The following is a 26071-nucleotide window of genomic DNA, read 5'->3' as shown; positions in this document are numbered from 1 at the left end:
GACCGGGTTCACAGCGACGCGATGCCGGCCTCGGCGACGTCCAGCCACCGGTCGACGGTCGCCGCGTCGTGATGCCGGATCGACCAGTCCACCTGCCGCAGGCTCATGTGCGCCCAGTACGCGCGCAGCCGCCGCGACGACAGCATCCCGAGCCGGTCCTGCACGTCGCCGGCGAGCGCGGGCGCGTGGGCCCGCAGGTGGAACAGCAGGGTGACCAGGTCGAAGTGCCGGTCGCCGCGCACCGCGCCGTCCCAGTCGACGACACCGCTGAGCCGGCCCCGGTCGACGAGGATGTTGCCGGGGTGGAAGTCCATGTGGACCAGGTCGTCGCCGACCATGTGCGACCCGTCCGCCCCGACCGACCGCACCCACCCGAGAAGCCGCGCCGTGCGGACGTTGAACGCTTCGAGGGGCTCGTGCAGGCAGAATCCCGGCCCGTCCGAGGTCAGGTACAGCTCGGCCGGCCGCGGGTCGGGTTCGGCCGCGAGCACTCCGGCGAGCTGGTCGTTGACCGCGAGCATCTGCCGCACGACCGCGGTGTCCAGGTCGCCCGGCGGTGTCCCGGGCAGTCGCTGCTGCACCACGACCCGTATCCCGTCGACGCGGGCGGTCAGCTCGTGCCGGGGTGTCGGCACGCCGGCGGCGCGGGCGAGGTCGACGAGCACGGCGCTGCGGGTGCGGGCGGCGGTGAGCACCGAGCGGCGCCCGTCCGGCCACCGCACGTACGCGGCGCCGACCTCCCCGCCGGGGGCGGGTCCTTCCAGGACGAGCCGTACTCCCGTGATCGACGCGATCCGCTCGAGCACGCGCGGCGCGTCGAGCCGGGCGGCGGTCGGCCATGCCTCGGTCGTCACGTCGGTTCCCCCGTACCCCGGTCCGTTCTACCGACCGGTCACCCTAGTCGATCACCGTCATGGCTGTGGTCCGCGCTGGCGCAGGTAGGCGAGCACGGCCTCGCGTGTGGTGCGCACCCCGAACATCTGGCGGGCCTCGGCGATGCGCCGGTTGGCGGTGCGCAGCGAAAGGAACTCGGCCGCGGCGGCCGCCGCGATCGTGTCGCCGGCGGCGAGCCGGTCGAGCAGGGCCCGCTGCTCGGGCACCAGGTCGGCGACCGGGCTCGCGTCGGCGGCCTCGACGGCCGCGCCCTGCCGGACCGGGCCGAGCCGGGCCAGGTCGTCGATCAGCGCCCGCCCCAGCGTGGACTCTGCGTCGCAGATCGCGACGATGCCGGCCCCGCGCGCCGCGGCGAGCACCGCGAGCTGCAGCGTCTCCGGGTCGGCGATCCGGCCGTGCAGCACCAGCCGGTTACCGGTCACGTCCCAGACCGGATCGGGCAGGGCGAAGCCGTCGCGGGCCACCCAGCCGTCGCGGATCAGGCGGCGCAGCACGGTGTCGGCCTCGCCGGGTGTGGCGACGACATGACGAGGGGCGTCGGGCTGTCTGGTCACCGGCCGTCCTTGGGCGTCTCAGAGGGGAAGGTGGCGAAGGCGAGGGCGGCGGCTTCCGTTCTGGTGCGGGCGCCGAGCTTGCGCATGCCGGCGCGGATGTGGGTGTCGACGGTCTCGGCGGAGATGCCGAGCTGCCCGGCGATGCGCCGGGTGGGTTCCCCCTCGGCGACCAGCCGTAACACGTCGGTCTCCCGGCGTGTCAGCTGATCACCCGATCGGGGGCTGCGGGTGTCGCGGTGCACGTGCCGGCGCCGCAGTCCGCGCCGGGCGCGTCCGGCGAGGACGGTCAGTCCCGCCGCGTCGGCGAGCCTCTCGGCGTCGAGCAGCGCGGCGACCGCGCGTGCCGGGTCGCCGTCGGTGAGCCCGGCGGCGAGCAGGCACCTGACCTGTTCCCGCAGCGCGACGGGCCGCCACCCGTCGGCCGCGGCGGTGAAGCCGGTGCCGGTGGCCCAGGCGGTCAGCGTCCGCCGGGCGGCTTGCGGGAGGCCCGCCGGGATCGGCGGCGTCCCCTTCTGTCCGAGGTCGTGGGCGGCCCACCGGGCGGTGATCGCGTGCAGGCCGGTGAGCAGCCCGTGGGTGCCGGCGTCGTCGGCGTGGGCGGCACGTTCGGGCTGCCCGTCGAGCCATGCGGTCTCGCGGCCCACCCAGGCCGTCGCCGGATGCGCCACGCCGCGGTCGAGCCGGGCCCGGGCGGCGCCGAGCAGGCCGGTGTCGGCTTCGATCAGCGCCGCGGCCGCGGTCGCATAACCGCGGGCCTCGTCGGGCAGGGCCCGGTCGGTGAGGTTTCCGCTTCTTTCGAGTACGCCGTCCGGCCCTTGCCCCGCAACGGGTTCCGGTTCCGGCTCCCCTTCGGACGCTGTCTGCGGGAGCGTGCCGTGCAGGGCGAGGGCCCAGTCCCCGGCGGCCGCGAACCGGGTCTGCCACCCGTAGGCCAGGTCTAGCGCGCATTCCCGGGCCGCGGCCTGCGCCGCCGAGGCGGCCTCGGCGAGCCGTCCGTCGGCGACCAGTTCCTCGACGAGCAGCCACGCGCTGTACCGGGCGATGAGGCGGTCCCCGCCGGCGGTCGCGACCGTCGCCAGTTCCTGGTCCCAGCCGGGGGTGCGGTGGCGGGCGTGCACGGCCGCCAGGGCCGCCGCGACCCCGGCCGGCGGGTTCGGGTACCGGGCGGCGATCTTCCCGGCCAGGTCGGGGGCCGAGGCCGGGTCGGTCGCCAGTTCGGCGAGCAGCAGCACCCGGTCTCGGCCGGCCAGGACCGGCGCGGGCGCCGCGTCGGGCACCGGCGTCACCGCGGCGCGGGCGGCTGCCGGCGATCCCGCCTGCAGCAGCGCCTCGCCGCGCAGCACGTCGGCCTCCACCCCCAGGGGCGTGCCGGTGGTCAGCACCTTGGCTGCCGCGGCCGCCTGCCCGGCGGCGAGGGCCGCGTCGGCGGCGGCGACCCGTACCCGCGGGTCGATCGGCGTGTCGAGGTCGCACGCGAACAGCAGCAGCGCCGCCCGGTCGCCGCCGGTGACCTGGTCGGCCGCGGCGAGGGCCATCCGGTGCGCGCCCGCCGGGTCGCCGGCCGCCGCCAGGTGCCGGGCCGCTTCGGCGGGCGGGGTGAGCTGGGCGAGGCGGGTGTGCAGCTCGACCCGGCCGGCCGCGTCGAGCAGCCCCGCCGCGGTTTCGGCCACGTACGTCGACACGGGCACCAGGTCGCCGCCGGGCCCGTCGGTGATCAGGCCGGCTGCGCGCAGGCCGGAGGCGCCGGGCCCCAGCAGCGCCGCCGGGGCGGGCCGGCCGAGCAGCCCGAGCGCGGCCAGGGCGGTGCGGGCGGGGCGGGGCAGGTCGGCGAGCGCGGTCGCGATCGCGTACGCCACCTGGTCGATGCCGGACCCGCCGGGCGCCTTGCCCGCGGCAGCCTGCCGGGCCAGCGCCGTGACCGCGAGGGGGTTGCCGCCCGCCCGGTCGAGCACCGCTTGCAGGGCGCCCGGGTCGAGTTGCGCCGCCGTGCGCCGGGCCAGGTCGGTCGCGGCGTCGCGGGACAGCGGCGGCACCGTCAGCCACGCCGCCGCCGATGATCTCAGCGCCGCGGCGGCGCGGGCCGGCAGCCGGTGCGGGGTGCGCAGGGCGACGAGGACCCGGCAGTGCCCGGCCAGCAGCGGCAGCGCGGCCAGGGTCGCCGGGTCGGCGTACTGCAGGTCGTCGAGGACCAGCAGCCCGCCGCGCACCCGCGAGCGCACGGCCTCGGCGAGCAGGTGCACGTCGTGGGCGGGCAGCCGGGCCCGCACCGCCCGCGACAACGCCAGGGCCGGGTTGGCGCGCAGCATCGCCAGGCCGCCGCCCGCGTACGCCGGGCCGGGCACCGCCTCGGTGACGCGGCGCAGCATGCTCGTGCGGCCGCAGCCGGGCGGTCCGGCCAGCACGACGAGGGCGGGGCGGTGCAGCAGGGCAGCGGCGGTGGAGACCGGGTCCTGATCTTCCGCCACCTGCTCCCCTCCCTGGTGTTGTCCTGTGGCACGAACACGGGATCCCGTGTTCCGCTGCTGTCCGTAGGCTGTCTGCGGCGGGTACCCGAGCCCGCCCGTCCGTGGGAGGGTCCGTGGTCAGCCCATTCTCGCTGACGATATGCATGGCTGACGAGTCGTCGTGAACGGCCCATTGAGCGCCAGCGTAGCGACGCTGTGTGACCAGATCGCGGGACGGCTGGGCCAGGAGGCCGGTGGCCAGGTCAGACAGATCGGTGATCGGCTCGGCGAACCGTTACGCGTTGCTATCGCGGGTCGATTGAAAGCCGGAAAGTCGACACTCGTCAACGCCCTGATCGGGCGGCGGGTGGCGCCCACGGCGGTGGGTGAATGCACGCGGGTGGTCACCCGGTTCCGCTACGGGCCCGCCGACCGGGTCGACGTGGTGTGCCGCGACGGCGAGCGCCGCAGCCTGCCGCTCGACGACGACGGCATGATCCCGCAGCGTCTCGGCGTGCCGCTGGGCCGGGTCGCGTACGTGGATGTGACGCTGACCAGCGAGAAGCTGCGCGAGTTGACCGTGGTCGACACCCCCGGCCTCGCCTCGACCGACACCATGGTCTCGGCCCGCGCGCAGGAGGCGGTCGGCGTGTCGACGGCGCCGTTCGACGCGGACATCGACGCCGACTCCGCCTCCGAGGTCGCCGCGGCCGAGGCCGTCGTCTACGTCTTCACCCAGGCCGTGCGCGCCGACGACGTCCGCGCCCTGGACGCGTTCCGGGACGCGTCGGCCCGGCTCGCCTCGTCGCCGATCAACGCGCTCGCCGTGTTCGGCAAGGCCGACACCCTGGTCGGCGGGGCCGGCGACCCGTGGCCGGTGGCGGGCCCGCTGGCACAGCAGCAGGCGGCGCTGCTCGCCCGTACGGTCTCCGATGTCGTCCCGGTGATCGGGCTGCTGGCCGAGACCGGTGAGGCCGGGCGGCTGACCGCCGCCGACGGCGCCGCGCTGCGGCAGCTGGCCGCCCTGCCCGCCGGTGAGCTGCGGCTGATGCTGGCCTCGGTCGACCTGTTCCGCACCCGGCCCGCCCCGGTTCCCGCCGAGCGCCGCGAACGGCTGCTCACCCTGCTCGACCTGTACGGGATCGGGTTCGCCGTGGCGCAGCTGACCGCCGAGCCGCAGCTGGGCACCGGCGAGCTGGTACGGCGGCTGGTCGCGGCGTCCGGGTTCCCGCGGCTGCGCGAGACCCTCGAGCAGGCGTTCCGGTGGCGCGCCGACGCGATCAAGGCGGGCTGGGCGCTGGGCCGGCTGGAACGGATGGCCGGGCACACCCGCGACGAACAGGACCGCGACACCCTGCGCGACGCCGTCGAGAGGCTGCTGCGCGACCCGGCCTATCACCGGCTGCGGCTGCTCGACGCGGCGCAGCGGGTCGCCACCGGGGCGGTGCCGCTGCCGGCCGGCTGGGAGGCCGAGCTGACCCGGCTGGCCACCTCCGACGATCCGCGGTGGATCCTGCGGCTGCCCGGCGCCGGCGCCGACGAGCTGGCCGCGGCGGCCCGCCAGGCGGCGAACCGGTGGCGCGTGTACGCGGTCGCCGGGGCCGGGCCGGCACAATCACGGGTCGCGCAGGTCGCGCACCGCGGGTTCCACCTCCTCGCGCAGCAGGTGCGCCCATGACCGCCGACCTGACGAACGTTCTCGACGCCGCGGTGCGCGACACCCTCGCGTACGTGCGCGGTGTCGACGCCGACGCCGGCGCCGACCTCGCGGAGCTGCGCCGCCGGCAGCTCGTCCGCCCCTCGGTGGTGATCGTCGGGGAGACCAAGCGCGGCAAGAGCTCGCTGGTCAACGCGCTGCTCGGGGTGCCGGGCCTGTCGCCGGTCGACGCGGCGGTCGCCACGGCCACCTACCTGCAGTTCGTGCCGGGCGAGGCCGGGGCCCTCGCCTGGGTGCCGGGGGCGGCCAACCCGATCGAGGTCGACGACCTGCGCCGGTGGGCGACCGGCGAGCAGAAGGCCCGCCGGATCGAGGTCAGCCACCCGGCGCCGCTGCTGCAGTATCTGAGCCTGCTCGACACGCCCGGCGTCGGCGGGCTCGACCCGGCGCACGCGACCGTCGCGCTGGCCGCGGTCGACAAGGCGACGGCGCTGCTGTTCGTGGCGGACGCGTCGGCGCCGCTGTCCGCGCCGGAGCTGACGTTCCTGGTCGCCGCCAGCGAACGCGTCGACGCGGTCGTGTTCGCCCTCACCAAGATCGACGCGTATCCGGGGTGGCGGCGCATCGCCGACGACAACCGTGCCCTGCTGCGCACGCACGCGCCGCGCTTCGCCGAAGCGCCCTGGTTCCCGGTCTCCTCGACCCTCGCCTGCCTGGCGCTGGAGTCCCCGCCCGGCGAGCAGGCCGCGCTGGTGGACGCCTCCAAGATCGCCGGCCTGCAGCACGCGCTGGTGGATCTGGCCGGCCGCGGACATCAGCTGCAACTGGCGAACGTGCTGCGCGCCGCCCGCGGCGACCTGACCCGGCTGGTCGACGCGGCGCAGGCCCGCCTCGACGCCGCCTCGGCCGACCCGGCCCGCAACGCGTCGGTACGGGCCGAACGCTCGGCGCTGGCCGCCCGCAAGCGCACCGAGGCACGGCAGTGGACGCTGCTGCTGAGCACCGAGACCCAGCGGGCCCGGGTCGAGACGGTCGGGCAGCTGCGCACCCGGGTCGCGGCACTGCAGCAGGAGTTCTCGGAAAGGATCGACACCGGGCGCGGGCAAGAGCTGGCCAAGCTGCCGGACGCGGTCGACACGGCGCTGCAGGCCCTGGCGGCGACCCTGTCGCGGCAGCTCGAGCAGACCTTTCACCAGGTCGCCGGGAAGGTCCTCGCCGAGGTGTTCGACGAGTCCGAACGCGCCGGCATGCTGGGCCGGCTCAACGCGACGCTGCGGCACGCGCTGTCCGCGGCGCCGCCGCGCGACGGGTCCGGCGAGAACATGCTGATCGCGCTGTCCGCCGGCGGGATCGCGTTCATGGCCGGGCGCGGGGCGATCCTCGGCGCATCGGTGTTCGCGGCCGGCGGGCTGCTCATTCCGGTCGCGGGAATCGGTTTGGGGCTGGCCGCCGGCGGTTACGTGCTGTGGCGGCGCCGGGTGCAGACCGACCGGCAGCAGGCGCGGATCTGGCTGCGCGACGTGCTCGGCGAGGCCCGGGCGGCGCTCGCCGACGAGATCGTGAACAGGTTCACCGACCTGCAGTACGCCCTGTCGGTGGCGGTCGACGACGCGGTGGAGCGCAGGCTGCGCGACCTCGACGCGCACATCGCGGAGATCGACGCCGCGGCCGCCGAGGACGCCGCGGGCCGGGCGAAACGGCGCTCGGCGGCGACGGCCGACCTGGACGCCGCGCGCGCGAAGCTACGGCAGGCAGATGACGTGCTGATCCGGGCGCGGGCGTTGACGCCCGTCCCGTACGACGAGGAGAACCGATGACGGATCACCACGACTTTTCCTTCGACGACGACCATTCCTTCGACCACGCGCCCCCACCCGACGATCACCTGGCGTGGGACGACGCGGGACTCTCCCACGACCTCTCCCACGACTTCGACCCCCCCGACGCCGACGTGTCGCACCCGGACGTCTCGCACCTGGATGCGCCCCACCTTTCTCCCTCCGAGGGCGACCCCGCCGACTCCCCTGACTCCTCTGTCGACGACGCCTCCCTCATGCCCGCCCCCCACAGCCTTTCCGACATTTCGGATCTGCCGGGCGAGGAGGTGTTCCCGCCGCCGGTCGACGTCGGCGAGCTCCCCGAGCCGGTCGACGGCTTCCCCTGGATCGACTCGGGCAGCCTCGGCCTGGCCGACATCGCCGCCGCACTGCACGATCAAGAGCACATCGATCCCGTACGCCCGGAGGAGCTCGCCGAGTACGCCGCGACCGACCTTCCGCCCGGCGTCGATCCGTGGGCCACGCTCGCCGACTCCGACGACCCCGCCACCGCGGCCCTGGCCAAGTGGTGGCAGCAAAACTGAGTACCCGGCACCTCCCCGCCGACCGGTTGCGGATGGCATAGTGTCCGCGCACCGGATCGACGAGCAGGAGCCGCCACGATGGCCGCAACCACCGGAACCCCCACCGACGTCCCCGCGGCCGGCCGCCGGGAACGCACCGGCTGGTACTTCTACGACTGGGCGAACTCGGCTTTCTCCACCACGGTCCTGACCGTCTTCCTCGGACCGTTCCTCACCAGCGTCACCAAGGTCGCCGCCGGCTGCCAGCTCAGCACCGACGTCGACGACTGCGCCGGGCGCGTGCACCCGCTCGGCATCTCCGTCGCCGCGGGCTCCTTCTTCCCGTACGTCGTCTCGCTGTCGGTCTTCCTCACCGTCTTCGTCCTGCCGGTCATGGGCGCCGTCGCCGACCGCGCCCCCCGCAAGAAGGTGCTGCTGGCCGTCACCGCGTTCATCGCGTCCGCCGCCACCGTGAGCTTCGCCTTCGTCACCGGCGACCGCTACCTGCTCGGCGGCCTGCTGTTCCTGATCGCCAACATCTCCGGCGGCGCGTCGATCGTCGTCTACAACAGCTTCCTGCCCCAGCTGGCCGGCCCCGACGAACGCGACAAGGTGTCATCGCGCGGCTGGGCCCTCGGCTACCTCGGCGGCGGCCTGCTGCTCGCGTTCAACCTGGTGGCCGTCACCATCCTGTCCATCGACGGCAATGACCAGCGCACCCTCGACATCGCCCGCTGGTGCATCGTCTCCGCCGGCGTCTGGTGGGCCCTGTTCACCCTGATCCCCCTTGCCTGGCTCCGCGAACACCCCGGCGCCGAGGCCTCCACCGCCCGCGGCAACATCCTGCTCGACGGCTTCCGCCAACTGGGCCACACCATCAAAGGCATCCGCGCCTACCCGCTGACCCTGTTCTTCCTGCTCGCCTACCTGATCTACAACGACGGCATCCAGACCGTGATCGCCCTGGCCAGCCAGTACGGCACCGAGGAACTCGACCTGGAACAGTCCACCCTGATCATCACGATCCTGCTGGTCCAGTTCCTCGCCTTCGGCGGCGCCCTGCTGCTGGGCGCCATGGCCGCCCGCATCGGCGCCCGCAAGACGGTGCTGTTCAGCCTGGCCCTGTGGCTGGGCGTCGTCATCGCCGCCTACTGGCTCCCCGCCGGCGAGCCGCTGCCCTTCATGCTGCTGGGCGTGGCCATCGGCCTGGTCCTGGGCGGCAGCCAGGCCCTGAGCAGATCCCTGTTCTCCCAGCTGATACCCCGCGGCCGCGAGGGCGAGTACTACGGCTTCTACGAGATCAGCGACAAGGGCACCAGCTGGCTCGGCCCCCTGCTGTTCGGCATCGTCTTCCAGCTCACCAACAGCTACCGCGTAGGCATCATCTCCCTGGTCGTGTTCTTCCTGGTGGGTGGAATCCTGCTGGCCCTGGTCCCGATCCGCCGCGCCATCCAGGCCGCCGGCAACACACCCCCCAGACTGCTCTGATGGACATCCACATCGACCCCGCCTCCCCCGTCGCGCCCTACGACCAGGTCCGCCAGCGCATAGCCGCACTGGCCGCCGACGGCACCCTGGCCGCCGGCACCAGACTCCCGCCCGTCCGCACCCTGGCCGCCACCCTCAACCTCGCCGCCAACACGGTCGCCCGCGCCTACCGCGAGCTCGAGTCCGCCGGCCTGGTAGAGACCCGCGGCCGTCTCGGCACCGTCATCACCGCCCGCGCCTCAGGCACCTCGGTCCAGGCCCAGCAGGCAGCCGAGTCCTACGCGGCCACCACCCGAGCGTTGGGCCTCCCACCCGAGCAGGCACTGGCCCTGGTGAGAGCCGCCCTGTCCCTCTGACCCCGCCCCGCCTGGCCTTGCCCGCGCTTGCTCCCGTGCCGCCCCGCTCCCACCGCGACGGAGCAACCGGCCAGCCCACCCGCCCTACTCATCCGGCGCGACGGCGCAACCGGCTCGCCCACCGTCGGGGCCAGCCATCACATCGGCGGACGTTCATGTCCCGGCCACCGCGACTTCGCCACGATGCACTTGTCGGCACCTGCCCCAACGGGGCAGCGCGCACCGCGATCACCCAGTAACCTGACGCGGCTCTGACCGTTCCCCACCCCCGAGGTGCCCTCATATGTCCCAGCCCCACTACCCGCCGGACCCCCGCGATCCCGGCGCGCCACCCGCATACGGCCCACCGCCCGGCTGGGGCAACCACCCGCCGTCCGCCCCCGCCTACGGAACACCGGCAAGCCCCACCTACGGAGCCCCGACCGGCCACTCCTCAGCCCAGGGCCATCCCGGCGCGCAACCCTCCTATCCGGCCGCCGCCCCGGGTCATCCCGCCGCGCAGACCGGGTACCCGCCGGCACCGCACGGCGGCGCCTCGGGCCCGGGGGCGCCCGCCGGCTATCCCGGCGACGGAGCGCCCAGCTACGGCGTACCTGCCCACGGCGCAGCCGTCCGCGGCGCACCGGCCTACGGCGTGCCTGCCCCGGGAGCACCTGTCCGCGGCGCACCGGCCTACGGCGTGCCTGCCCCGGGAGCACCTGTCCACGGCGCACCCGGCTACGGCGTGCCTGCCCACGGGTCACCTGGCTTCGGCGTGCCCGTCCAGGGGGCACCTGGCTTCGGCGTGCCCGTCCAGGGGGCGCCCGGCTTCGGCGTGCCTGCCCACGGGGCGGCGTTCGGACCTGGCGGCGGCGTTGCCGCGCCAGGCGCACAGATGGAGTTCACGGCTTGCCGGCTCTGCGGGAGCGTGCCGGCTGTCGACACCACCTTCCGGGGGCATCGGGGGATGCTGGTGCTGATGCAGTTCCTCAGCACCCCGGGGCCGTTCTGCCGCGACTGCGGGCTCGGGGTCTTCCGGCACATGACCGCACGCACGCTGGTGCAGGGCTGGTACGGCTACGCCTCGATGATCATCACCCCCATCACGGTCATCATGAATCTCATTCGCCGCGGCAAGGTCGCTCGGCTCACACCGCCGCAGCCACACCCTTACGCGCCCAGTCGCCAGCCGATGGACCCCGGCCCGCGGCTGTTGCAGCGCCCGATGAGCTGGATCGGCGTGGGGATTCCCGTCGCGCTGGTCGTTCTCATCATCGTTTTGGCCTCCGCGAGCGGCAGCTGACCTGACTCTGCCGCTCGCGGAGGCGCCCGCCGGGACGTTGCGTGACAACGGTGACGTGCGGAACGCCGCTGGCTGAGGTCATGGCCCACCTGAGGCTGGAGCGGCTGCGCCTGGAGCAGCCGCGTGCGTTTCCCGGCGGTGGTCGATGCGGTCACGGTTCGGGCCGAGGTGGAGCGCATCGGCGGGGTCGACAACCACGAGGCGGTCTATCCGAACGGGGATCGCTGCCAGTATCTCGTGGTGTGGTTCCGGTGCCGGGCGGTCGGTGGGCAGGCCCGTCCCGACGGTGAGGAATCGCTGGAGGTGGGCTGGTTCGCGCCGGACGCGCTGCCTCCAGGGCTGGGCGAGCGGACCATGCTGCGGATCGAGACAACGGCCGCGCCACAGGCGCCCGCCTGGTTCCCGGAGCTGGCGGGGGACGGCGGCAGCGCGGCATTCATGTCGTAGCCCGGCGGCAGGGTTCGCCGCACATTGGGGGCTCGCTCGGTGTGCGGGCCCTACGCCAGCCAGGGAAAGGGGGCGAGGTCCGGCTCGACCCACCCGGTGCGGGCGGCGGGGGCAGCGAGGGTGGCCGGCCGGTAGAAGCGGGTGAGCAACCGCTTGTCGAGCAGCGCCGGGTTGCCGGCGGCGAACGACCCGAAGTCGGCCGCCGGGTTCTCGGCGACGTGGTGGGCGACCAGCTCCACCCACGCCCGGCTCACGGTGGCGTGGTATTTCTGCGGGGCGCCGGCGTAGCGGGCGGTGCGGCGCAGGCCGTCGCTGACCAGGGTGATCGCGGCGGGCATGCCGGCCGCGCGGACGGCGAGCCAGGTGACGTGCACGTGGGCGCGGTGGTTCAGCGGCGAGCCGACGGCGGTGAGAAGCCGTTCGAAGGTGGTCATGTCGCCTCCAGGAGAACGATTCAGGTGGCGTCCGCCAAGGCGGCCAGCACGGTGTGGAAGGCGGCAACGGCCTCGTCGGGAAGGGCGGCCAGCGCCCCGTACTCGAAATCGGTCATCGCTTGCTGGATGCGGGACGCGGTGGCCTCCCCGGCGGGGGTGAGGGTCAGCACGACGACCCGCCGGTTGCCGGGGCGCGGGCCGCGAACGAGCAGGCCGCGGCCTTCGAGGCGGTCGAGGACGCTGGTCAGGGTGGTGGGGCGGCTGCCGGCGTCGGCGGCGAGCTCGGAGACGGTGCGCTCGCGGCCGTCGGCCAGGACGCCGAGGGCGTTGATCTCGGCGGGGGTCAGGCGCAGGTCGGTGAGGCGGGCGGTCAGCGCGTGCAGGGTGAGGTGGGTGGTGCGCTGGAGGGCGAGCAGGGCCGATATCACGATTTCGGATTCTACGATATCGTACGGTCATGACGGTACCGGATTACGTCGGCAAGCTCCGCGCGCACATCGGTCACGACCTGCTCCTGCTGCCGGGGGCCAGCGCGATCGTGTACGACGACGAGCAGCGCCTCCTGCTGGTGCGGCGCGGCGACAACGGCAGATGGTCGCTCCCGGCCGGGATGATCGACCCGGGTGAGCAGCCCTCCGACGCGGTCGTGCGGGAGGTCTACGAGGAGACCGGCGTCCACGTCGCGATCGAGAGCCTCGGCGGCGTCGCCACCCACCCGGTGACGTACCCGAACGGCGACCACTGCGAATACCTGCACGTGTGGTTCCGCTGCCGGCCCGTCGGCGGCCAGGCCCGCCCGGACGGCGACGAATCCCTGGAGGTGGGCTGGTTCACCGCCGGCGAGCTGCCGCAGCTCGACGAATGGGCCAAACTGCGCCTGTCGGCAACCGGCGGCTGGTTCGCGCCCCCGGGCGCCGGCACCCACCCCGGCCTGTCCGACCCGCGCGCCCTCTAGGTGTTCGCCACCCGCAGCAGGATGTCGGCGTGGCAAGGCCCGTCGAGCGGGCACCAGCACGCCAGATCATGCCCGGCCAGGTTCTCCCGGATCTCCTCGACGGTCACCGCGAGCGTCCCCGCCTCGAATGCCTCCCGGTACGCGTCGACCGCCGCCGCCCGGGACCCGTACTCCTTGATGCTGAACGGATTCCCCCAGCGCGTGGACCTGTCCACCCGGATCGCGTCGGGGTGATCGGCCCGCCACGGATGCTGCCGGCTCATCTGCACACGACGGAACGCCATGAGCTCACAGGGTAGCCGTGGTGAAAATCCAGTCGGGCCCGTCCTCGCCCTCGGTGTCCAGATGTTCGGCCCGGTGCAGCCCGGCCCGCAACGCGACCCGCCCGGAGGCGACGTTGCCGGGCCGCACCCGTGCGATCACCGGCAGACCCGGCGGCGCGGCCGCGACCACGGCGATGGCGGCCTCGGACGCCAGCCCCGCACCCCACGCGACCGGGTCGAGCCGATAGAACAGATTGAGCGCCGGCGCGTCGTGCAACCGCACCAGCTTCAGCCCGCAGAACCCGATCACCCGCTCCGAGCCGCGCCGCCGCAGCACCCAGTAGCCGAAGCCGTGCCGCTCCCAGTGCGCCCGCCAGCGGCGGCACCGGTCCACCGCCTCCGACCGGACCGTGATCATGTCGGAGGGGTTGTGCTCGCATGCGAGGGGATCGCTGTGGATGCGCAGAATCGCGTCGGCGTCCGCCTCCGTCGGCCGGCGCAACTCGAGCCGCGCGGTCAGCATGCCGGCCTGCCGAGCAGGACCAGGATGTGCCACAGGTACTTGATCAGCTGAAGCGGGGCGCCGGGCTCGCGAGCGGCCCGCCCGATCACCGCGGCGTCGAGCTCGGTGACGCCGTACCGGCCGGCGATCTCGGCGGCCAGCGGCGGTACCTCCGGCCCGCGCAGATCCGCGGGAAACTCCGCCGGGCGCAGGGTGAAACCCGGCGACCAGGTCACGGTCCCCGTCAGCGACGCGAGGTGCCGCTCGTACGGCGTACCGCGAAAGGAAGGATCGGCAACGACGGCCGCGACGTCATCGCTCAGGGCGAGTCCCCCGTGGATCTGGGCTTCCACATAGCTGTCGAGAGCACGCCCGGCCACCGAACGCGGCGCACCCACCAACGAGACCCACGAATCGGGCGAATCGGCGGCCAGCCCCAGCGCCCACCCGGTCGTGGCCACCTCGTCGAGCAACGCGGCCCACACCGCACCGAACGTCGCCGCCGTCCCCACCACCGTCGGTGACGTCACGCTGTCCCCGTGACTGAACGTGGCCCGCTCGGCGACCGCGGACCGCAACACCAGATGACAACTGCCGAACCGCGGCGACGCCCCGTCCGGATACCCCGCCAGATTCAACCCGCCGTAGACCGGACGCCCGAGCGGCCCCGCATACACCCCCGGGAACATCTGCTCCTCCCACGACACCCGCGGACCGCCAAGCCCACCGTTGGAGATCCCCGTCTCGAACTGCGACCGGTACACCCCCTCGGCCGCCAGCGACTCCGCCACCGTCCGCCCCGACGCCGCGACCCGATCCGGGTGGAAACTCACCGTGATCGGCGCCCGCTCGAAAAGCCCCGACAGACCCGCCGGCCCGGGCGCCGGAAACAGCGCCCGCACATGATCCAGAGCCCGGGCCGGGACAGTCACTTCGCCGCGATCGTGTCCGTAGCCAGCAGCACGATCAGCAGCAGCCCCACCACCACCCGGTACGCGATGAAGATGCTGTACGAGTGCTTCGCGATGTACCTCAGCAGCCATGACACCGCCCCGAGCGCCACCACGAAGCTCACGAGCGTCGCGATCGCCGTGTTCAGCCAGCCGACCCCCGCGGAGATGTTGCCCGCCTCGTCGTGCACCTGCAACACCGTCGCCCCGAGCAGCGCCGGAATCGACAGGAAGAACGACAACTTCGTCACCGTCACCCGGTCGAAGTCACGCAGCAGACCCGCCGACATCGTCGCGCCCGACCGCGACACCCCCGGGATCAGGGCCAGGCACTGCGCGAACCCCATGATCAGCGTGTCTTTCCAGGTCGTGTCGTCCTCGTGGCGCACCTGCGTCGCCGCGTGATCCGCGAACGCCATCACCCCCGACCACAGCACCAGCGAGCCGGCCACGAACCACAGGCTCCGCAGCGTCGTCTCGATCGTGTCCTGGAACGCCAGCCCCACGATCCCGATCGGGATCGAACCCAGGATCACCGCCCAGCCGAACCGCCAATCCGGGTTCTTCCGCGCGTCCTTGCTGAACAAACCCCTGAACCACGCCGGGACGATCCGCGCGATGTCCTTCCGCAGGAAGATCACCGTCGCGAACACCGCCCCCGACTGGATGATCGCGGTGAACGCCGTGATGTCGGGCGAGTCGATCTCGTACCCGAGAAGCTTCTCGATGATCGTCAGGTGACCGGTACTCGAAATCGGCAGGAACTCGGTGACCCCCTCCACCGCACCCAGCAGCACCGCCTCGAAGATGTTCACACCCGACCGCCTTTGTCCCGAACCGCTGACCGCGGATGAGCATAGGGGGACGTGTCACGCCCCGGCGCGGCGGGCACGCGCCGCCGCCAGCGTGTACGCCGGGTCACGATCCAGATTGTGCCGGTCACGGTCGTAGCGGCGCGTGGTACGCGGATCCGCGTGACCCATCGCGTCCTGCACATCCTCCAACGGAACGCCCTCGTCCCGGGCCGCGGTCGCGAACGCGTGCCGCAGCGAGTGCGGCGACAGCCGATCCGCGGCCGGAATGCCCGCCTCCCGCGCCAACCGGCGGATCAACCGGAACACGCCGTGCCGATCGATCCGGGCGCCCGTCGACGTCACGAACAACGGACCGTCATCGTGACCCCGCAACACCAAGTAGTCGTCGAGAGCCGCCGCCGCGCCATCGGTCAGCGCCCGCCGCCGCGCCCGCCCACCCTTACCGACAAACCGGACCGTCCGATGCCCGCGCTCCCAGCCCACATCGCCCAGATCCAGACCGACCAACTCCCCCACCCGCAGACCCAGATCCGCCAGCAAGGTCACCACGGCCCGATGCCGCGGACCGGCCCGGCCGGCCGCCGCCAGCAGCGCATCGACCTCCCGCGGCGCGAGACCCACCGTCGCCGAATGATCCCGCGACACGTACGGGCGATCCGCGCCACCCACCGGGTTGGCGTCAACAGCCCGAATTTTCACAAGAAAGTCGTACCAACTTGACAAGCCCGACAACTTACGCGCGACCGTAGCGGCGGCCAGCTCCCGCGCCTCCAGACCCCGCGCATACGCGTTGACCTCGAGAAACGACGCACGCAACGGCTCAATCCCCGACCGCGAGCACCACGACAGCCACCCCGACACATCACGCCGATAAGCCGCCCGCGTGTGCTCCGACAACCGCCGATTCGCCAGCCACGCCTCCGTGACCTGCTCAGCCGCCCGAATCTCCGCAACCACGCCGCCATCGGACCGAGGCACCACCTGCATGGCGCCCATCGTCTCAGCTCTCGGCCACACCACCACCCGCGACATGCCAGCGCCGCGAATACCCGACCGCCGCCGCGAAATACCGATCATGCGAAACCGTCAGCAGCGTCCCCCGGAAACGCCGCAACGCCTCCTCCACCACCTCCAGCGCATCGAAATCCAGAAAATTCGTCGGCTCATCCAGCACCAGCACCCGCGCCGGACTGTTCACCAACACCGCCAGCACAAGCCGCCGCAACTCCCCCGCCGACAAGCTCCGCGTCCGCACATCCCACTGATCCGTCCCGAACTGATGCGCTTGCAGGAGACGCTCGGCATCATCCACATACACCGGAACCCGCGACCGGAAGAACTCCATCACCGTCGCGTCCGAACGCAGCTCATCCGACGTCTGCGGCAACACCGCCACCTCATCGCCCCCGGCCGCCGCCAGAGCCCGCATCAACGTCGTCTTCCCCGCCCCGTTCCGGCCCGTCACCAGAATCCGGTCACCCCGCCGCACATCAACATCGACCGCATCCAGCAGGGTTTTGTCGCCGAAGGCCACCGTCAGCTCCCGGACCTTCAGCACCACCTCCCCCGCCTCCTGATCGTCAACCGGAAAAGCCAACGTCAACGGCGGCCGCGTACGAGGCCGCGCGATCCACCGCGTCGACTCCATCCGCCGCCGCAACCGCCGCTCCCGCACCTTCGCCTTACGCGCCACCAACCGCGCCACCCGCTTCAGATGCGGCGCCGCCGCACCCATCCCCGACGTCAGCTCGACACCCAGCGACTGCTGCTTCGTCCGCTCGATATCCGCCTCCCACCGCCGGCGGTCCTTCTCCTGCGCCTCGAACTCCAGCAGCAACTTCTCCCACCGCCGCTGCTTCTCCACCCGATACGCCGTGAAACCCCCACCCGGAAAGTCCTGCGGCTCATCGTGAATCCCGTCCAACTCCACGATCCGCGACACCACGGCATCCAGAAACGCCCGGTCATGACTCACCACCACCACGCCACCCGGGAACGCACGCAGCCACTCCTGCAGCCACGCCGCCCCCTCGGCATCCAGATGATTCGTCGGCTCATCCAGCACCATCACATCCGGCGCAGCCAGCAACGCCCGCGCCAGCAACAACCGCGCCTGCTCACCACCGCTCACCGAACGCAACGCCAGATCATCCGGCAGATCCGCGATGCCGAGCCGCTGCCGGATCTCCGCCAGACGCGTCTCCGCCGTCCAGCCCTCCAGCGCCGTCCACCGCTCCTGCACCACGCCGAACTCGGCCAGCACATCGCCGCCCGCCGCAAGCTCCCGCTCCAGCTCACGCAACCGCGCGGTCACCCCGGCCAACTCACCGAGCCCGCCGACCAGGAACTCGCCGACCGTGCCGTCCGGATCCGGCATCTGCTGAGGGACATAGCCGACCCGCGTCCCCGGACCATAGGTCACCGAACCGTGCGCCGGGCGCAGCTCGCCCGCGAGCAGCCGCAACAGGGTCGTCTTGCCGGCGCCGTTCGGACCGACCACACCGATCCGGTCACCGTCGCCGAGGACCAGATCGAAACCCTCGAAAAGCAGATCGCCGTCGTGGGCGGCGGCAAGGGAAACAACTTTCAGCAAGGGAATCTCCAAGGGCAACAACCGACATGGGTACGCCCGGAGCACCGCGCCCGGACGTCGTGCTTGTCAGCCGGCTCTCACATGGAGACAGTCACTCCCCGCTGCCTAGGAATCAGGTCCGGCCTCCACCCTGCCCCCACCGTCGGCCCGTCGCAACCGGATTCGGCCGTGGCGCTCGGCACGAACCAAGCCAGGGGATGTCGTTGATTCCTTCTTGCTTTTGGGGTTGACCTTGTGGTGCGCCGGTGAGCTGGCACACCACGTGTAGAGCGTCCTAGGATGGATGGGTCAGCCGATGCCGACGGTCTGCCGATCCGGCTCGATCACCGCGACGATCCGCTCCTCGTCCCTCGGATACGCGTTGCCGGTGTACTTCCGCGCCATCTCGTCGACGACCGCCCAGCCCTCGTCGCCGTCCAGCCAGGCCGTGACGTGCCCGCGCACGACGACGGGGCGCCACGGGCTGTCCGCCGGAGCGATCGACAGCGCCACCCGCGGATCGTGGCGCAGATTGCGCACCTTGCGGGCGTGCGGGCCGGTGAGGAACACGATCTGCTCGCCGCGCGTCGCCACCCACAACGGCACGGTGTGCGGCGCTCCGTCGGGCTGCACAGTGGCCAGGTGCGCGAGCGGCGTGCCGTCGAGGACGCGGCGAACTTCCGGATCCAGCATGTCCTTCTCCCCTACTGAGTTCCCTCAAGAGACTTCGCGACCGTACCAGATCACAGTTCCCTGAGGGAACCCCAATCGCTAGAGTGGGACCATGCAACGCACCGACTTCGGCGACATGGCCTGCTCGATCGCCCGGACCCTCGACGTGCTGGGCGAGTCCTGGTCCCCGCTGATCCTGCGGGACGTCTTCGCCGGCTTCACCCGCTTCGAACAGATCCAGGCCGACCTCGGCATCTCCCGCAAGGTCCTCACCGAGCGCCTGAACCACCTCGTCGACCACGGCGTCCTCGAGCGCCGCCCCTACGACCGCCGCCCCCGCCACGAGTACGTCCTCACCGAGAAGGGCGCCGAGCTCGTGGACCTGCTGATGGTCATGGTCGCCTGGGGCGACCGCTGGCAGGCCGGCGAGGACGGCCCACCCGTCCTCTACCGCCACCACGCCTGCGGCGAGATCAGCCACGTCGACCTGCGCTGCGCCCACTGCAACGCCCCCATGCACGCCGGCGACATCGACCTGCTCCCCGGCCCCGGCGCCCGCCCCTGAGCCCCCACCCGCCCCTGAGCCCCCACCCGCCTCGGAGCCGCCGCGCGCCCCTGAGCCGCCGCGCGCCCCTGAGCCCCCACCCGGCCATCGGTCGTCGACCGAGAACGAAAGGGCGGCATGTCGTTGATTCCTTTCTGGTTTTGGGGTGTGCGCCGACAGCGGCCCGGCGCACACCCCGTACAGCGTCCTAGGATGATGGATGGGTTACTGCGTCGTCGCTCACGTGCGGGCATGGGTGGGGCGAGAAGCGCACACCCCGGGGCGCACAATGGGCGGCGTGCCGCAACCCCCGCACAGCGCCCCGCCGATCCGGCACACCGCTGATGCCGCGCAGACGCGCGAAGAGCTCACCAAACTAAGCCCCGAGCTGGTCGAACGCTACGACGCCGCGCTCGCGGGAGCGCGGGCGGCCGTGCTGGCGCGGCTGCTGGGGGCGCTCGCCCGCGAGCCGCTGCCGGGGCTGAGCGACCGCCGGCACGGCGAGGTGTCCTTCCCCGGGGTGACAGTGCGATATTCGCAGCGGGCCGCGACGGCGTTCGCCCGCGCCGAGGAAGGGCTGACCGCGACCGTGCGGGCCGAGACGGCGCCCGAGGACGAGTGGGCGGGGCTGAGCGCATCGGGCTGGGGCGCCGAGACCGGCCCTCGACCGGCGCAGGGCTGGCAGGACAGCGACGCCTGGGTGGGTGAGCTGTCGCCGGGCGCCTTCGTCAGCGACCCGGGCACGCTCGTGCGGATCCTCTGGCCGGGCAGCGACCTCGCGGCCGAGGTCGACAACAGCGTCGCCAACATGGCACTCGCGCGGGCAGGGCGTCGGGAGCGGCCGTTGCCGGAGGCCGGCGAGCCGGACGGGCTGGCCATCGCCGAACAGTCCATCACGGACGGACATCCGCTGCACCCCTGCTGCCGCACCCGCGGCGGCATGAGCGTCGCCGACGTGCTCGCGTACGCGCCCGAGCACTCCCCCACGATCCGGCTGCGCCGCCTGCGGGTGCCGGCCGAGCGGTGGCACGGCACGGCCGAACCCGTTCTGCTCGCCCACCCCTGGCAGGCGGCGCGGATGAGGGACCGCTACCCGTGGCTGGCCGACGACGGGGAGACCGGGCCGGCCCTGCCCTTGATGTCGTTGCGCACCGTGGCGATGGCCGGCGGCGGGCCGCACGTCAAGACCGCGGTCGACGTGCAGATGACCTCGGCGGTGCGCACCGTCTCGCCGGCGGCGGTCGCGAACGGGCCGGTGCTGTCGCGGCTGCTGAAGATGGTCACGAACGACCTGCCCATCGACGTGCTCGAGGAGATCGCCGCCGGCGCCGTACTGGTGGACGGCGTGCCCCAGCGCCACCTGGCCCACCTGGTGCGGCAGGCGCCGCGCCTGGCGGACGGCGAGACGATCGTCCCGCTGGCGCTGTACGGGGCGAGCGAACCGCTGGCGACGGTGCCCGACCCGTACGAGATGATGGTCTTGCTGGGCAAGGTGCTGTTCGCGCCGCTGGCACGCGTGCTCGACCGCGGCATCGCGTTGGAGGCCCACGGGCAGAACACGCTCGTGGTGCTGCGCGGCCACCGGCCGGTGCGGATCGTCTACCGGGATCTCGGCGGGGTGCGGGTGAGCGCGCGCCGCCTCGAAAAAGCCGGCTTCGAGGCGCCGCGACTGCGCGGCGACCTGCCCACCGACGACCCCCAGGTGCTGCGCACCAAGCTCGCGGCGGCCGCGCTCGGCACCGTCGCCGCGGAGATCATCGCGGCGCTGAGCCGGCACGGCGCCGACCCGCAGCGGCTGTGGGGCATCGTGGCGGCGGCGCTGCGCGAGACCGGCACCGCGGACGTGCCGCACCTGCTGCGCGAGCCGCTGCCGGTCAAGGCGACCACCGCGATGCGGCTCGCCGCCGACCCGCTCGACGACATCTGGGCCTATCTGGACAACCCCCTGGCGGCACAATGACACGCAGTCTCTCCCTGGAACGCCTGGCGCACACCGAGGCCGCCCTGGCCGTGCACGCCCCGGAGCTGGTGGACGACTTCGTCGCGGCGCTGCCCGAGGCCGCGGACACGGTCGGCCGGCGGCTACGCGGGGCACTGACCCGCGAGGGCATCCGCGACATGGGCCCGGGGCCGCTGCACGCCTTCAACCGGGTGGAATACCCGGCCTCGGGCGTCGGCGACCCGGTCGAGCTGATCGACGGGATCGACGCGCCCGGCTTCGCGGCCGAGCTGCGCAACGCGGTCATCAACCTGGCGATCGCGATGGTCCGCCCGGCCGCGCCCATCGGCGACGGGCCCGACTGGCAGGCGATCGGGCTCGAACGGCTCGCGGTCGCCGGCCACAACCTGCACCCGTGCGGACGCACCCGGCTCGGCTGGGACACCAGCGACGTGCTCGCCCACGACCTCGAGGCGCCGTCGACCCGGCTCGGCTTCGTGGCCGTCCGCGACGAGCTGCACCTCGGCGACGACGTGTTCCCCGAGATCGACGCCCCGGCGGGTTACCGGGTGCAGCCCGTGCACGTCTGGCAGCGCGACTCGGTGCTGCCCGCCCGTTACGGCGACCTGCTGCGCGACGGCTCGCTGAGGATCCTCGACGAGGAGCTCGACGCCGTGCCGACCGCGGCCCTGCGCACGCTGCTCGTGCCGTCGCTCGGCGAATATCTCAAGGTCTCGCTCGACATTCAGGTCACCTCCACCAGACGCAGCATCAGCGTCGCCAGCACCCGCAACGGCCCGGCTGTGTCCACCCTGCTGCACCGCCTCGTGGCGGACCAAAGGATTCTGCTGCTGGCAGAGACCTCTGGCGCGGCGGTGCCGATCGGCTCGGGGCGCGACCTGTCGGCCATCCGCCGCGACGGCCTGGCCGGCCGCCTGCGCGAGGGCGAGCGGGTCGTCCCGGGCGGCGCGCTGCCGTTCCTGCTCGGCGAGCTGGTCACCGGCGATCCCGAGACCTGGCTGCGGGAATACGCGGAACTGCTGCTCCCGCCGCTGATGCGCCTCACCGCCCAGGGCGTCGCGCTGGAGGCGCACCTGCAGAACTGCCTGCCCACCTTCGTCGGCGGCCGCCCCCACCGCCTCGCCCTGCGCGACTTCGCCGGCCTGCGCCTGCACCGGCCCCGCCTGGCCGGGGCCGGGCACGACATCGCCCTGTGGCCGGGCTCGGTGGTCGGCACCGACGACCTCGGCGTGTTCCGCGCGAAGATCGGCTACACGCTCTTCCAGGCCCACCTCGGCGAGATCATCCTGCGGCTCGACATCGACGAGGACCGGGCCTGGCGCATCGTCCGCGACGTGCTCGACAGCTGCTGCTCCGGCGACGACCACGCCGCCTTCACGGCGCCGCTCGTGCCGCACAAGGCCCTGGTCCGGATGCGCCTGGAGGGCGCGGGCGACGTCTACATCCCGGTGCGGAACCCACTGCATGCACGATGAGATCCTGCGCGCGCTGCCCGCGCCGTCGTGCGCCTACGTCTACGACACCGCGGCGCTGCGCGCACGGGCCGCGATGGTCCGGCAGGCGTTGCCGGGTTCGGCTTCTTTTCTGTACGCGGTGAAGGCCAACGGAAATCCGGCAGTCATCGCCGCGCTGGCATCGGTCTGCGACGGGCTCGAGGTGGCGTCCGGCGGCGAGCTGTCCCTGGCCGTCGCCGCCGGCGCGAAGCGCATCGTGTTCGGTGGCCCGGGCAAGACGGACGCCGAGCTGGCCGCGGCGGTGGCGGCCGGGGCGCTGATCAACGTGGAGAGCGTGCACGAGCTGCGCCGGCTGGCGTCTCTCGCGCCGGCGCCGCCGTCGGTGTGCCTGCGGGTCAACCGGCCCGGCGGCGGCCTTCAGGGCAGCCACACGATGACCGGGACGCCGACGCCCTTCGGGATCGAGGAGTCGCAGCTCGCCCTGGCGATGCAGGTGCCGGGCGTCGACGTGATCGGCTTCCACCTGCATGCCGTGTCGAACAACGTGGACGGCGTCGCGCACGCGGCCTTCGTCCGCGACAGCCTCGACTGGTCGGTGCAGACCGCGCGCGAGCTCGGCTTCTCCCTGCGCGTGGTCAACGTGGGCGGCGGCCTCGGCGTCGACTACCTGAACACCACCTCGATGGATCTGTCGCCTCTGCGCGACGTGATCGTGCCGCCGGGCATCGACCTGGTCTTCGAGCCGGGCCGCTTCCTGGCGGCCGACGCCGGCGTCTACGCGGCCACCGTTCTCGACATCAAGACCACCCATGGGCGTACGTTCGCCGTCCTGCGCGGCGGCACCCACCACTTCCGGCTGCCCGCCGCCTGGGGATACAGCCACCCGTTCACCGTGGTCCCGGTCGACACGTGGCCGCACCCCTACCCGCGTCCGTCCGTGACGGACTGCCTCGTCGACGCCGTGGGCGAGCTGTGCACCCCGCGCGACGTCCTCACCCGCGGCCAGCACGTGGAGTCGCTGCGGGCCGGCGACATCCTGGTCTTCGGGCGGGCCGGCGCCTACGGCTGGGACATCTCCCACCACGAGTTCCTACGCCACGACCCGCCGTCGTTCATCATCGTCTGAAAGCTTCGGACATGTTCGTCCATGTCTGTTTGTGGCTGGATCGGTTCGAAAGATCGCGTGACCGTTCACCTTGGATTACCAAAGTGGTGCTGGGTATCGCGGCCGCCGACACCGGCCCCATGCGGAAGGACGAGACATGAACAACACTCGACACGACGAGCCATCGACGTCCCGTCGGCGATCCGGCCGTCATGTCCTTACCGGGATCCTGGCCGCGGTGATGCTGGTTCCGGTCGCCGCCGTCAGCGGCGCGGCACCGGCTGCCGCGGCCACCAACCAGTTCAAAGGCATGAACTGGGCCCGCGTGGGCGACAACTTCACCACCGGCACCCACGTCCTCGAAGGGCTGAGCAGCTCCGACAACTACAGCACCGTCCAGGCCAAGGCCAGCGCGATCTACAACGGCATGGCCGCCTTGGGAGTCAACACCGTCCGGCTGCCGATCAACACCCAGGACGCCGGCACCAGCTGGTGGAACGCCTACCGCGGCACGATCGACGCCGCGACCGCCCGTGGCTTCAAGGTCATCCTCGCCTACTGGGAGGACGGCGCGGCCTCCGGCGGAAAGATCACCAGTACGAGCGCCTTCACCGCGATGTGGAACACGGTGGTCTCCGCCTACGGCGCCAACGGCCAGGTCTACTTCGAGCCGATGAACGAGCCCCACGGCTACAGCTCGGCCGACTGGCGCAACTTCGCCGCCTCGTGGATCAGCGCCCACGCGTCGGTCCCCCGGGGCCGGATTCTCATCGGCGGCACCGGCTACAGCCAGGACCTGCGGGACCTCTGCAACGACAGCCGCTTCAGCGGCACCCTGTTGTCCTACCACTACTACGCGTTCTTCTACGGCACGAAAACCTACGACCAGTGGCTCAGCGACTTCAACACCCGCCTCGGCGCCTGCGCCTCGCGGGCGGTCCTGACCGAATACGGCGCCCAGATGGACAACGGCCTGAACTACAACAACGCGAGCAGCACCGACAACTTCGTCCGGTACCTCCGCGCCGTCACCGAACGCCAGCGCGCCCTCGGCATTGGCGGCGTCTACTGGCCGGCCATCGGCGGCAAGATCGCGTCCGGGAAGACCTGGGACCCGTACTCCATGTACTCGCGGTCCGGCAGCGGAACCAACCAGACACTGACCGTCCGCAACAGCAGCGGCGCCGGCCGGATCAGATACGGCTGGGGCCTCTGACACCCCGAGGGCCTAGCGGCGGAACGTCGCGCGCCAGCGGACCACCAGGGGGTCGTCGGGGGACTCGAGCTCCTCGACGCTCTCGGCGCGCAACCCGTCGCGGGCGAAGGCCTCCACCTCCGCGCGGGTCAGCGGCCACGGCGGACCGTCGCCGGACGCCTCCTGCGCTGCAGCGGCCAGCACCAGCAGCGTGCCACCGGGCGCGACGAAGCCGGTCACGCTGCCGGTCGCCCGCTCCCGCAGGTCGCGGGGCAGGGCCTGGACGTTGTTGCTCTCCACGACCAGGTCGAAGGCGTGCCGCCACCGCGCCGGCGGCGCCAGCAGGTCGGCGACCTGGTAGTCGACGGCGGAGTCGGGGTGCCGCTCGCGGGCCGAACGGATCGCGGTCTCGGAGATGTCGAACGCGGTGGTCGCATAGCCGAGCCGGGCGACGTGCTCGGCGTCGCGGCCGGGCCCGCACCCCACCACGAGCGCGCGCCGCCCCTCGCCCTCGGGCAGGCCGGCCGAGAGCAGGTTCGCGCTCGGCTCCGGCCGGTCCCACGGGATCTCGGCACGGCCGTCCCCCGCCTCGGCGTAGAGCTTCTCGAACCACCCGGTGGCGTCGCCCCGCGCGAGCGAGGCCGCCGCCAGCCGGCGCGTGTCGGCCCGGCCCGGCTCGTCGACGACCACGTCGTGCCGTCGCGCCCGCGCGAGACCCCAGTCGTGCAGCGCCTGCAGCACGGGCGCCAGGCTCCGGCCCTCCTCGGTCAGAGCGAACTCCACCTCGTGCCCGGGCAGTTCCCGCCGCTGGACGAGGCCCTCCACCTCGAGCTCGCGCAGCAGCTGAACCAGCGTCAGCTCGCCCACGTCCGGCATCCGGCGGCGCAGTTCCGCGTCGTGCCGGACGCCGTGGTGCAGGTGGGCGAGGACCGCCGCCCGCCCCTTGCCGCCGATCAGGCCGACGGTCACCTCCACCGCGCTGTGGTAACGCATCTGCACGGAGAACCCCCCGTTCACAACGGCTTCAGGCGCCTCTGCTCCGACCGTACGCGATGGGGGTCTTGGTTTCGGGGTGGGGGGGGGGGGCCCCCCCCCCCCCCCCGGCCCCCCCCCCACACAACCACCGAAACAACCGGGGGGGTGGGCGACAAAACCCCCACCGGCGCGCGGGGGGGGGGAGAAAAAAC

General features: G+C 72.8%; 26 protein-coding genes. 13 read left to right on the top strand and 13 right to left on the bottom strand.

From position 1 onward, the window contains the following. Window positions 1-8 precede the first annotated feature (8 nt). Genes ACIA5D_RS18775 through ACIA5D_RS18765 form a run of 3 tightly spaced genes read right to left on the bottom strand, consistent with a single transcriptional unit; the run spans window position 9 to window position 3913 of the window. Window positions 9-854 (bottom strand): aminoglycoside phosphotransferase family protein, encoded by an 846-nt coding sequence (locus tag ACIA5D_RS18775; RefSeq protein WP_396031231.1) that lies wholly within the window; start codon window positions 852-854, stop codon window positions 9-11. A gap of 57 nt (window positions 855-911) precedes the next feature. Continuing rightward, window positions 912-1448: a LuxR family transcriptional regulator gene (locus tag ACIA5D_RS18770; protein ID WP_396031230.1), complete on the bottom strand. Its 537-nt coding sequence runs from the start codon at window positions 1446-1448 to the stop codon at window positions 912-914. Beyond that, entirely contained in the window at window positions 1445-3913 is a 2469-nt protein-coding gene (locus ACIA5D_RS18765; protein WP_396031228.1) for a LuxR C-terminal-related transcriptional regulator, read from the bottom strand. Before ACIA5D_RS18765 ends, ACIA5D_RS18770 begins: the two co-directional genes overlap by 4 nt. Window positions 3914-4073: 160 nt before the next feature. On the opposite strand from ACIA5D_RS18765, the gene ACIA5D_RS18760 reads away from it, so the two are divergent. The 7 genes from ACIA5D_RS18760 to ACIA5D_RS18730 all read left to right on the top strand — a co-directional run bounded on the left by ACIA5D_RS18760 (window position 4074) and on the right by ACIA5D_RS18730 (window position 11463). Then, window positions 4074-5570 carry a dynamin family protein gene (locus ACIA5D_RS18760; RefSeq protein WP_396031227.1) on the top strand — a complete coding sequence of 499 codons (1497 nt, stop codon included), beginning with the start codon at window positions 4074-4076 and terminating at the stop codon, window positions 5568-5570. After that, entirely contained in the window at window positions 5567-7366 is a 1800-nt protein-coding gene (locus tag ACIA5D_RS18755; protein ID WP_396031225.1) for a dynamin family protein, read from the top strand. The genes ACIA5D_RS18760 and ACIA5D_RS18755 overlap by 4 nt, the downstream gene beginning before the upstream one ends. Next, window positions 7363-7911, top strand: a complete 549-nt coding sequence (locus ACIA5D_RS18750; RefSeq protein WP_396031224.1) for a hypothetical protein — start codon at window positions 7363-7365, stop codon at window positions 7909-7911. Before ACIA5D_RS18755 ends, ACIA5D_RS18750 begins: the two co-directional genes overlap by 4 nt. Window positions 7912-7989: 78 nt before the next feature. Beyond that, a complete protein-coding gene (locus ACIA5D_RS18745; protein ID WP_396031223.1) occupies window positions 7990-9378 on the top strand; it encodes an MFS transporter in 1389 nt (462 codons plus the stop codon). Continuing rightward, the gene (locus tag ACIA5D_RS18740) at window positions 9378-9734 is read left to right on the top strand and encodes a GntR family transcriptional regulator (protein ID WP_396031222.1); all 357 of its coding nucleotides are present in this window, start codon (window positions 9378-9380) and stop codon (window positions 9732-9734) included. The genes ACIA5D_RS18745 and ACIA5D_RS18740 overlap by 1 nt, the downstream gene beginning before the upstream one ends. Window positions 9735-10608: 874 nt before the next feature. Next, window positions 10609-11016 carry a hypothetical protein gene (locus ACIA5D_RS18735; protein WP_396031221.1) on the top strand — a complete coding sequence of 136 codons (408 nt, stop codon included), beginning with the start codon at window positions 10609-10611 and terminating at the stop codon, window positions 11014-11016. Window positions 11017-11139: 123 nt separating this feature from the next. After that, on the top strand, window positions 11140-11463 hold the full coding sequence (locus ACIA5D_RS18730) for a hypothetical protein (protein ID WP_396031220.1): 324 nt from the start codon (window positions 11140-11142) through the stop codon (window positions 11461-11463). A gap of 50 nt (window positions 11464-11513) precedes the next feature. On the opposite strand, the gene ACIA5D_RS18725 is transcribed toward ACIA5D_RS18730, so the two are convergent. Together ACIA5D_RS18725 and ACIA5D_RS18720 are read right to left on the bottom strand one after the other, a co-directional pair. Beyond that, the gene (locus ACIA5D_RS18725; protein WP_396031219.1) at window positions 11514-11897 is read right to left on the bottom strand and encodes a hypothetical protein; all 384 of its coding nucleotides are present in this window, start codon (window positions 11895-11897) and stop codon (window positions 11514-11516) included. A gap of 20 nt (window positions 11898-11917) precedes the next feature. Then, window positions 11918-12325: a MarR family winged helix-turn-helix transcriptional regulator gene (locus tag ACIA5D_RS18720; protein ID WP_396031218.1), complete on the bottom strand. Its 408-nt coding sequence runs from the start codon at window positions 12323-12325 to the stop codon at window positions 11918-11920. Window positions 12326-12354: 29 nt separating this feature from the next. Here ACIA5D_RS18720 and ACIA5D_RS18715 point away from each other — a divergent pair, with 29 nt between their 5' ends. After that, complete coding sequence (locus ACIA5D_RS18715) at window positions 12355-12852, top strand: NUDIX hydrolase (protein ID WP_396031217.1); 498 nt, start codon at window positions 12355-12357, stop codon at window positions 12850-12852. Here ACIA5D_RS18715 and ACIA5D_RS18710 read toward each other — a convergent pair. From ACIA5D_RS18710 to ACIA5D_RS18680, 7 genes are all read right to left on the bottom strand, one after another. After that, on the bottom strand, window positions 12849-13136 hold the full coding sequence (locus tag ACIA5D_RS18710; RefSeq protein ID WP_396031216.1) for a DUF4326 domain-containing protein: 288 nt from the start codon (window positions 13134-13136) through the stop codon (window positions 12849-12851). The genes ACIA5D_RS18715 and ACIA5D_RS18710 overlap by 4 nt on opposite strands. 4 nt (window positions 13137-13140) lie before the next feature. Further along, a complete protein-coding gene (locus tag ACIA5D_RS18705) occupies window positions 13141-13638 on the bottom strand; it encodes a GNAT family N-acetyltransferase (RefSeq protein WP_396031215.1) in 498 nt (165 codons plus the stop codon). Continuing rightward, complete coding sequence (locus ACIA5D_RS18700) at window positions 13632-14549, bottom strand: DUF3626 domain-containing protein (protein ID WP_396031214.1); 918 nt, start codon at window positions 14547-14549, stop codon at window positions 13632-13634. Before ACIA5D_RS18700 ends, ACIA5D_RS18705 begins: the two co-directional genes overlap by 7 nt. Beyond that, window positions 14546-15382: an undecaprenyl-diphosphate phosphatase gene (locus tag ACIA5D_RS18695; protein ID WP_396031213.1), complete on the bottom strand. Its 837-nt coding sequence runs from the start codon at window positions 15380-15382 to the stop codon at window positions 14546-14548. Before ACIA5D_RS18695 ends, ACIA5D_RS18700 begins: the two co-directional genes overlap by 4 nt. Before the next feature lie 54 nt (window positions 15383-15436). After that, window positions 15437-16378: a tyrosine-type recombinase/integrase gene (locus tag ACIA5D_RS18690; RefSeq protein WP_396031212.1), complete on the bottom strand. Its 942-nt coding sequence runs from the start codon at window positions 16376-16378 to the stop codon at window positions 15437-15439. 4 nt (window positions 16379-16382) lie between these two features. Continuing rightward, window positions 16383-17987: an ABC-F family ATP-binding cassette domain-containing protein gene (locus tag ACIA5D_RS18685; RefSeq protein ID WP_396031211.1), complete on the bottom strand. Its 1605-nt coding sequence runs from the start codon at window positions 17985-17987 to the stop codon at window positions 16383-16385. Window positions 17988-18263: 276 nt separating this feature from the next. Then, window positions 18264-18647: a TIGR03618 family F420-dependent PPOX class oxidoreductase gene (locus tag ACIA5D_RS18680; protein WP_396031210.1), complete on the bottom strand. Its 384-nt coding sequence runs from the start codon at window positions 18645-18647 to the stop codon at window positions 18264-18266. A 91-nt stretch (window positions 18648-18738) separates the two neighbouring features. Here ACIA5D_RS18680 and ACIA5D_RS18675 point away from each other — a divergent pair, with 91 nt between their 5' ends. The 5 genes from ACIA5D_RS18675 to ACIA5D_RS18655 all read left to right on the top strand — a co-directional run bounded on the left by ACIA5D_RS18675 (window position 18739) and on the right by ACIA5D_RS18655 (window position 24905). Beyond that, the gene (locus tag ACIA5D_RS18675; protein WP_396031209.1) at window positions 18739-19191 is read left to right on the top strand and encodes a winged helix-turn-helix transcriptional regulator; all 453 of its coding nucleotides are present in this window, start codon (window positions 18739-18741) and stop codon (window positions 19189-19191) included. Window positions 19192-19468: 277 nt separating this feature from the next. Continuing rightward, complete coding sequence (locus ACIA5D_RS18670; RefSeq protein WP_396031208.1) at window positions 19469-21130, top strand: IucA/IucC family protein; 1662 nt, start codon at window positions 19469-19471, stop codon at window positions 21128-21130. Beyond that, the gene (locus ACIA5D_RS18665) at window positions 21127-22605 is read left to right on the top strand and encodes an IucA/IucC family protein (protein WP_396031207.1); all 1479 of its coding nucleotides are present in this window, start codon (window positions 21127-21129) and stop codon (window positions 22603-22605) included. Before ACIA5D_RS18670 ends, ACIA5D_RS18665 begins: the two co-directional genes overlap by 4 nt. Beyond that, window positions 22595-23710: an alanine racemase gene (locus ACIA5D_RS18660; protein WP_396031206.1), complete on the top strand. Its 1116-nt coding sequence runs from the start codon at window positions 22595-22597 to the stop codon at window positions 23708-23710. The genes ACIA5D_RS18665 and ACIA5D_RS18660 overlap by 11 nt, the downstream gene beginning before the upstream one ends. A gap of 136 nt (window positions 23711-23846) precedes the next feature. After that, entirely contained in the window at window positions 23847-24905 is a 1059-nt protein-coding gene (locus tag ACIA5D_RS18655; RefSeq protein WP_396031205.1) for a glycoside hydrolase family 5 protein, read from the top strand. A 12-nt stretch (window positions 24906-24917) separates the two neighbouring features. Here the strand turns inward: ACIA5D_RS18655 and ACIA5D_RS18650 are convergent, their stop codons facing one another. After that, on the bottom strand, window positions 24918-25877 hold the full coding sequence (locus ACIA5D_RS18650; protein ID WP_396031681.1) for a winged helix-turn-helix transcriptional regulator: 960 nt from the start codon (window positions 25875-25877) through the stop codon (window positions 24918-24920). Window positions 25878-26071: the final 194 nt, after the last annotated feature.

It is taken from the genome of Actinoplanes sp. NPDC051513 (assembly GCF_044454685.1).
Taxonomy (GTDB): domain Bacteria; phylum Actinomycetota; class Actinomycetes; order Mycobacteriales; family Micromonosporaceae; genus Actinoplanes.
The sequence above is the reverse complement of the archived record's forward strand: the minus strand, read 5'-3'. Positions and strand labels throughout refer to the sequence as shown.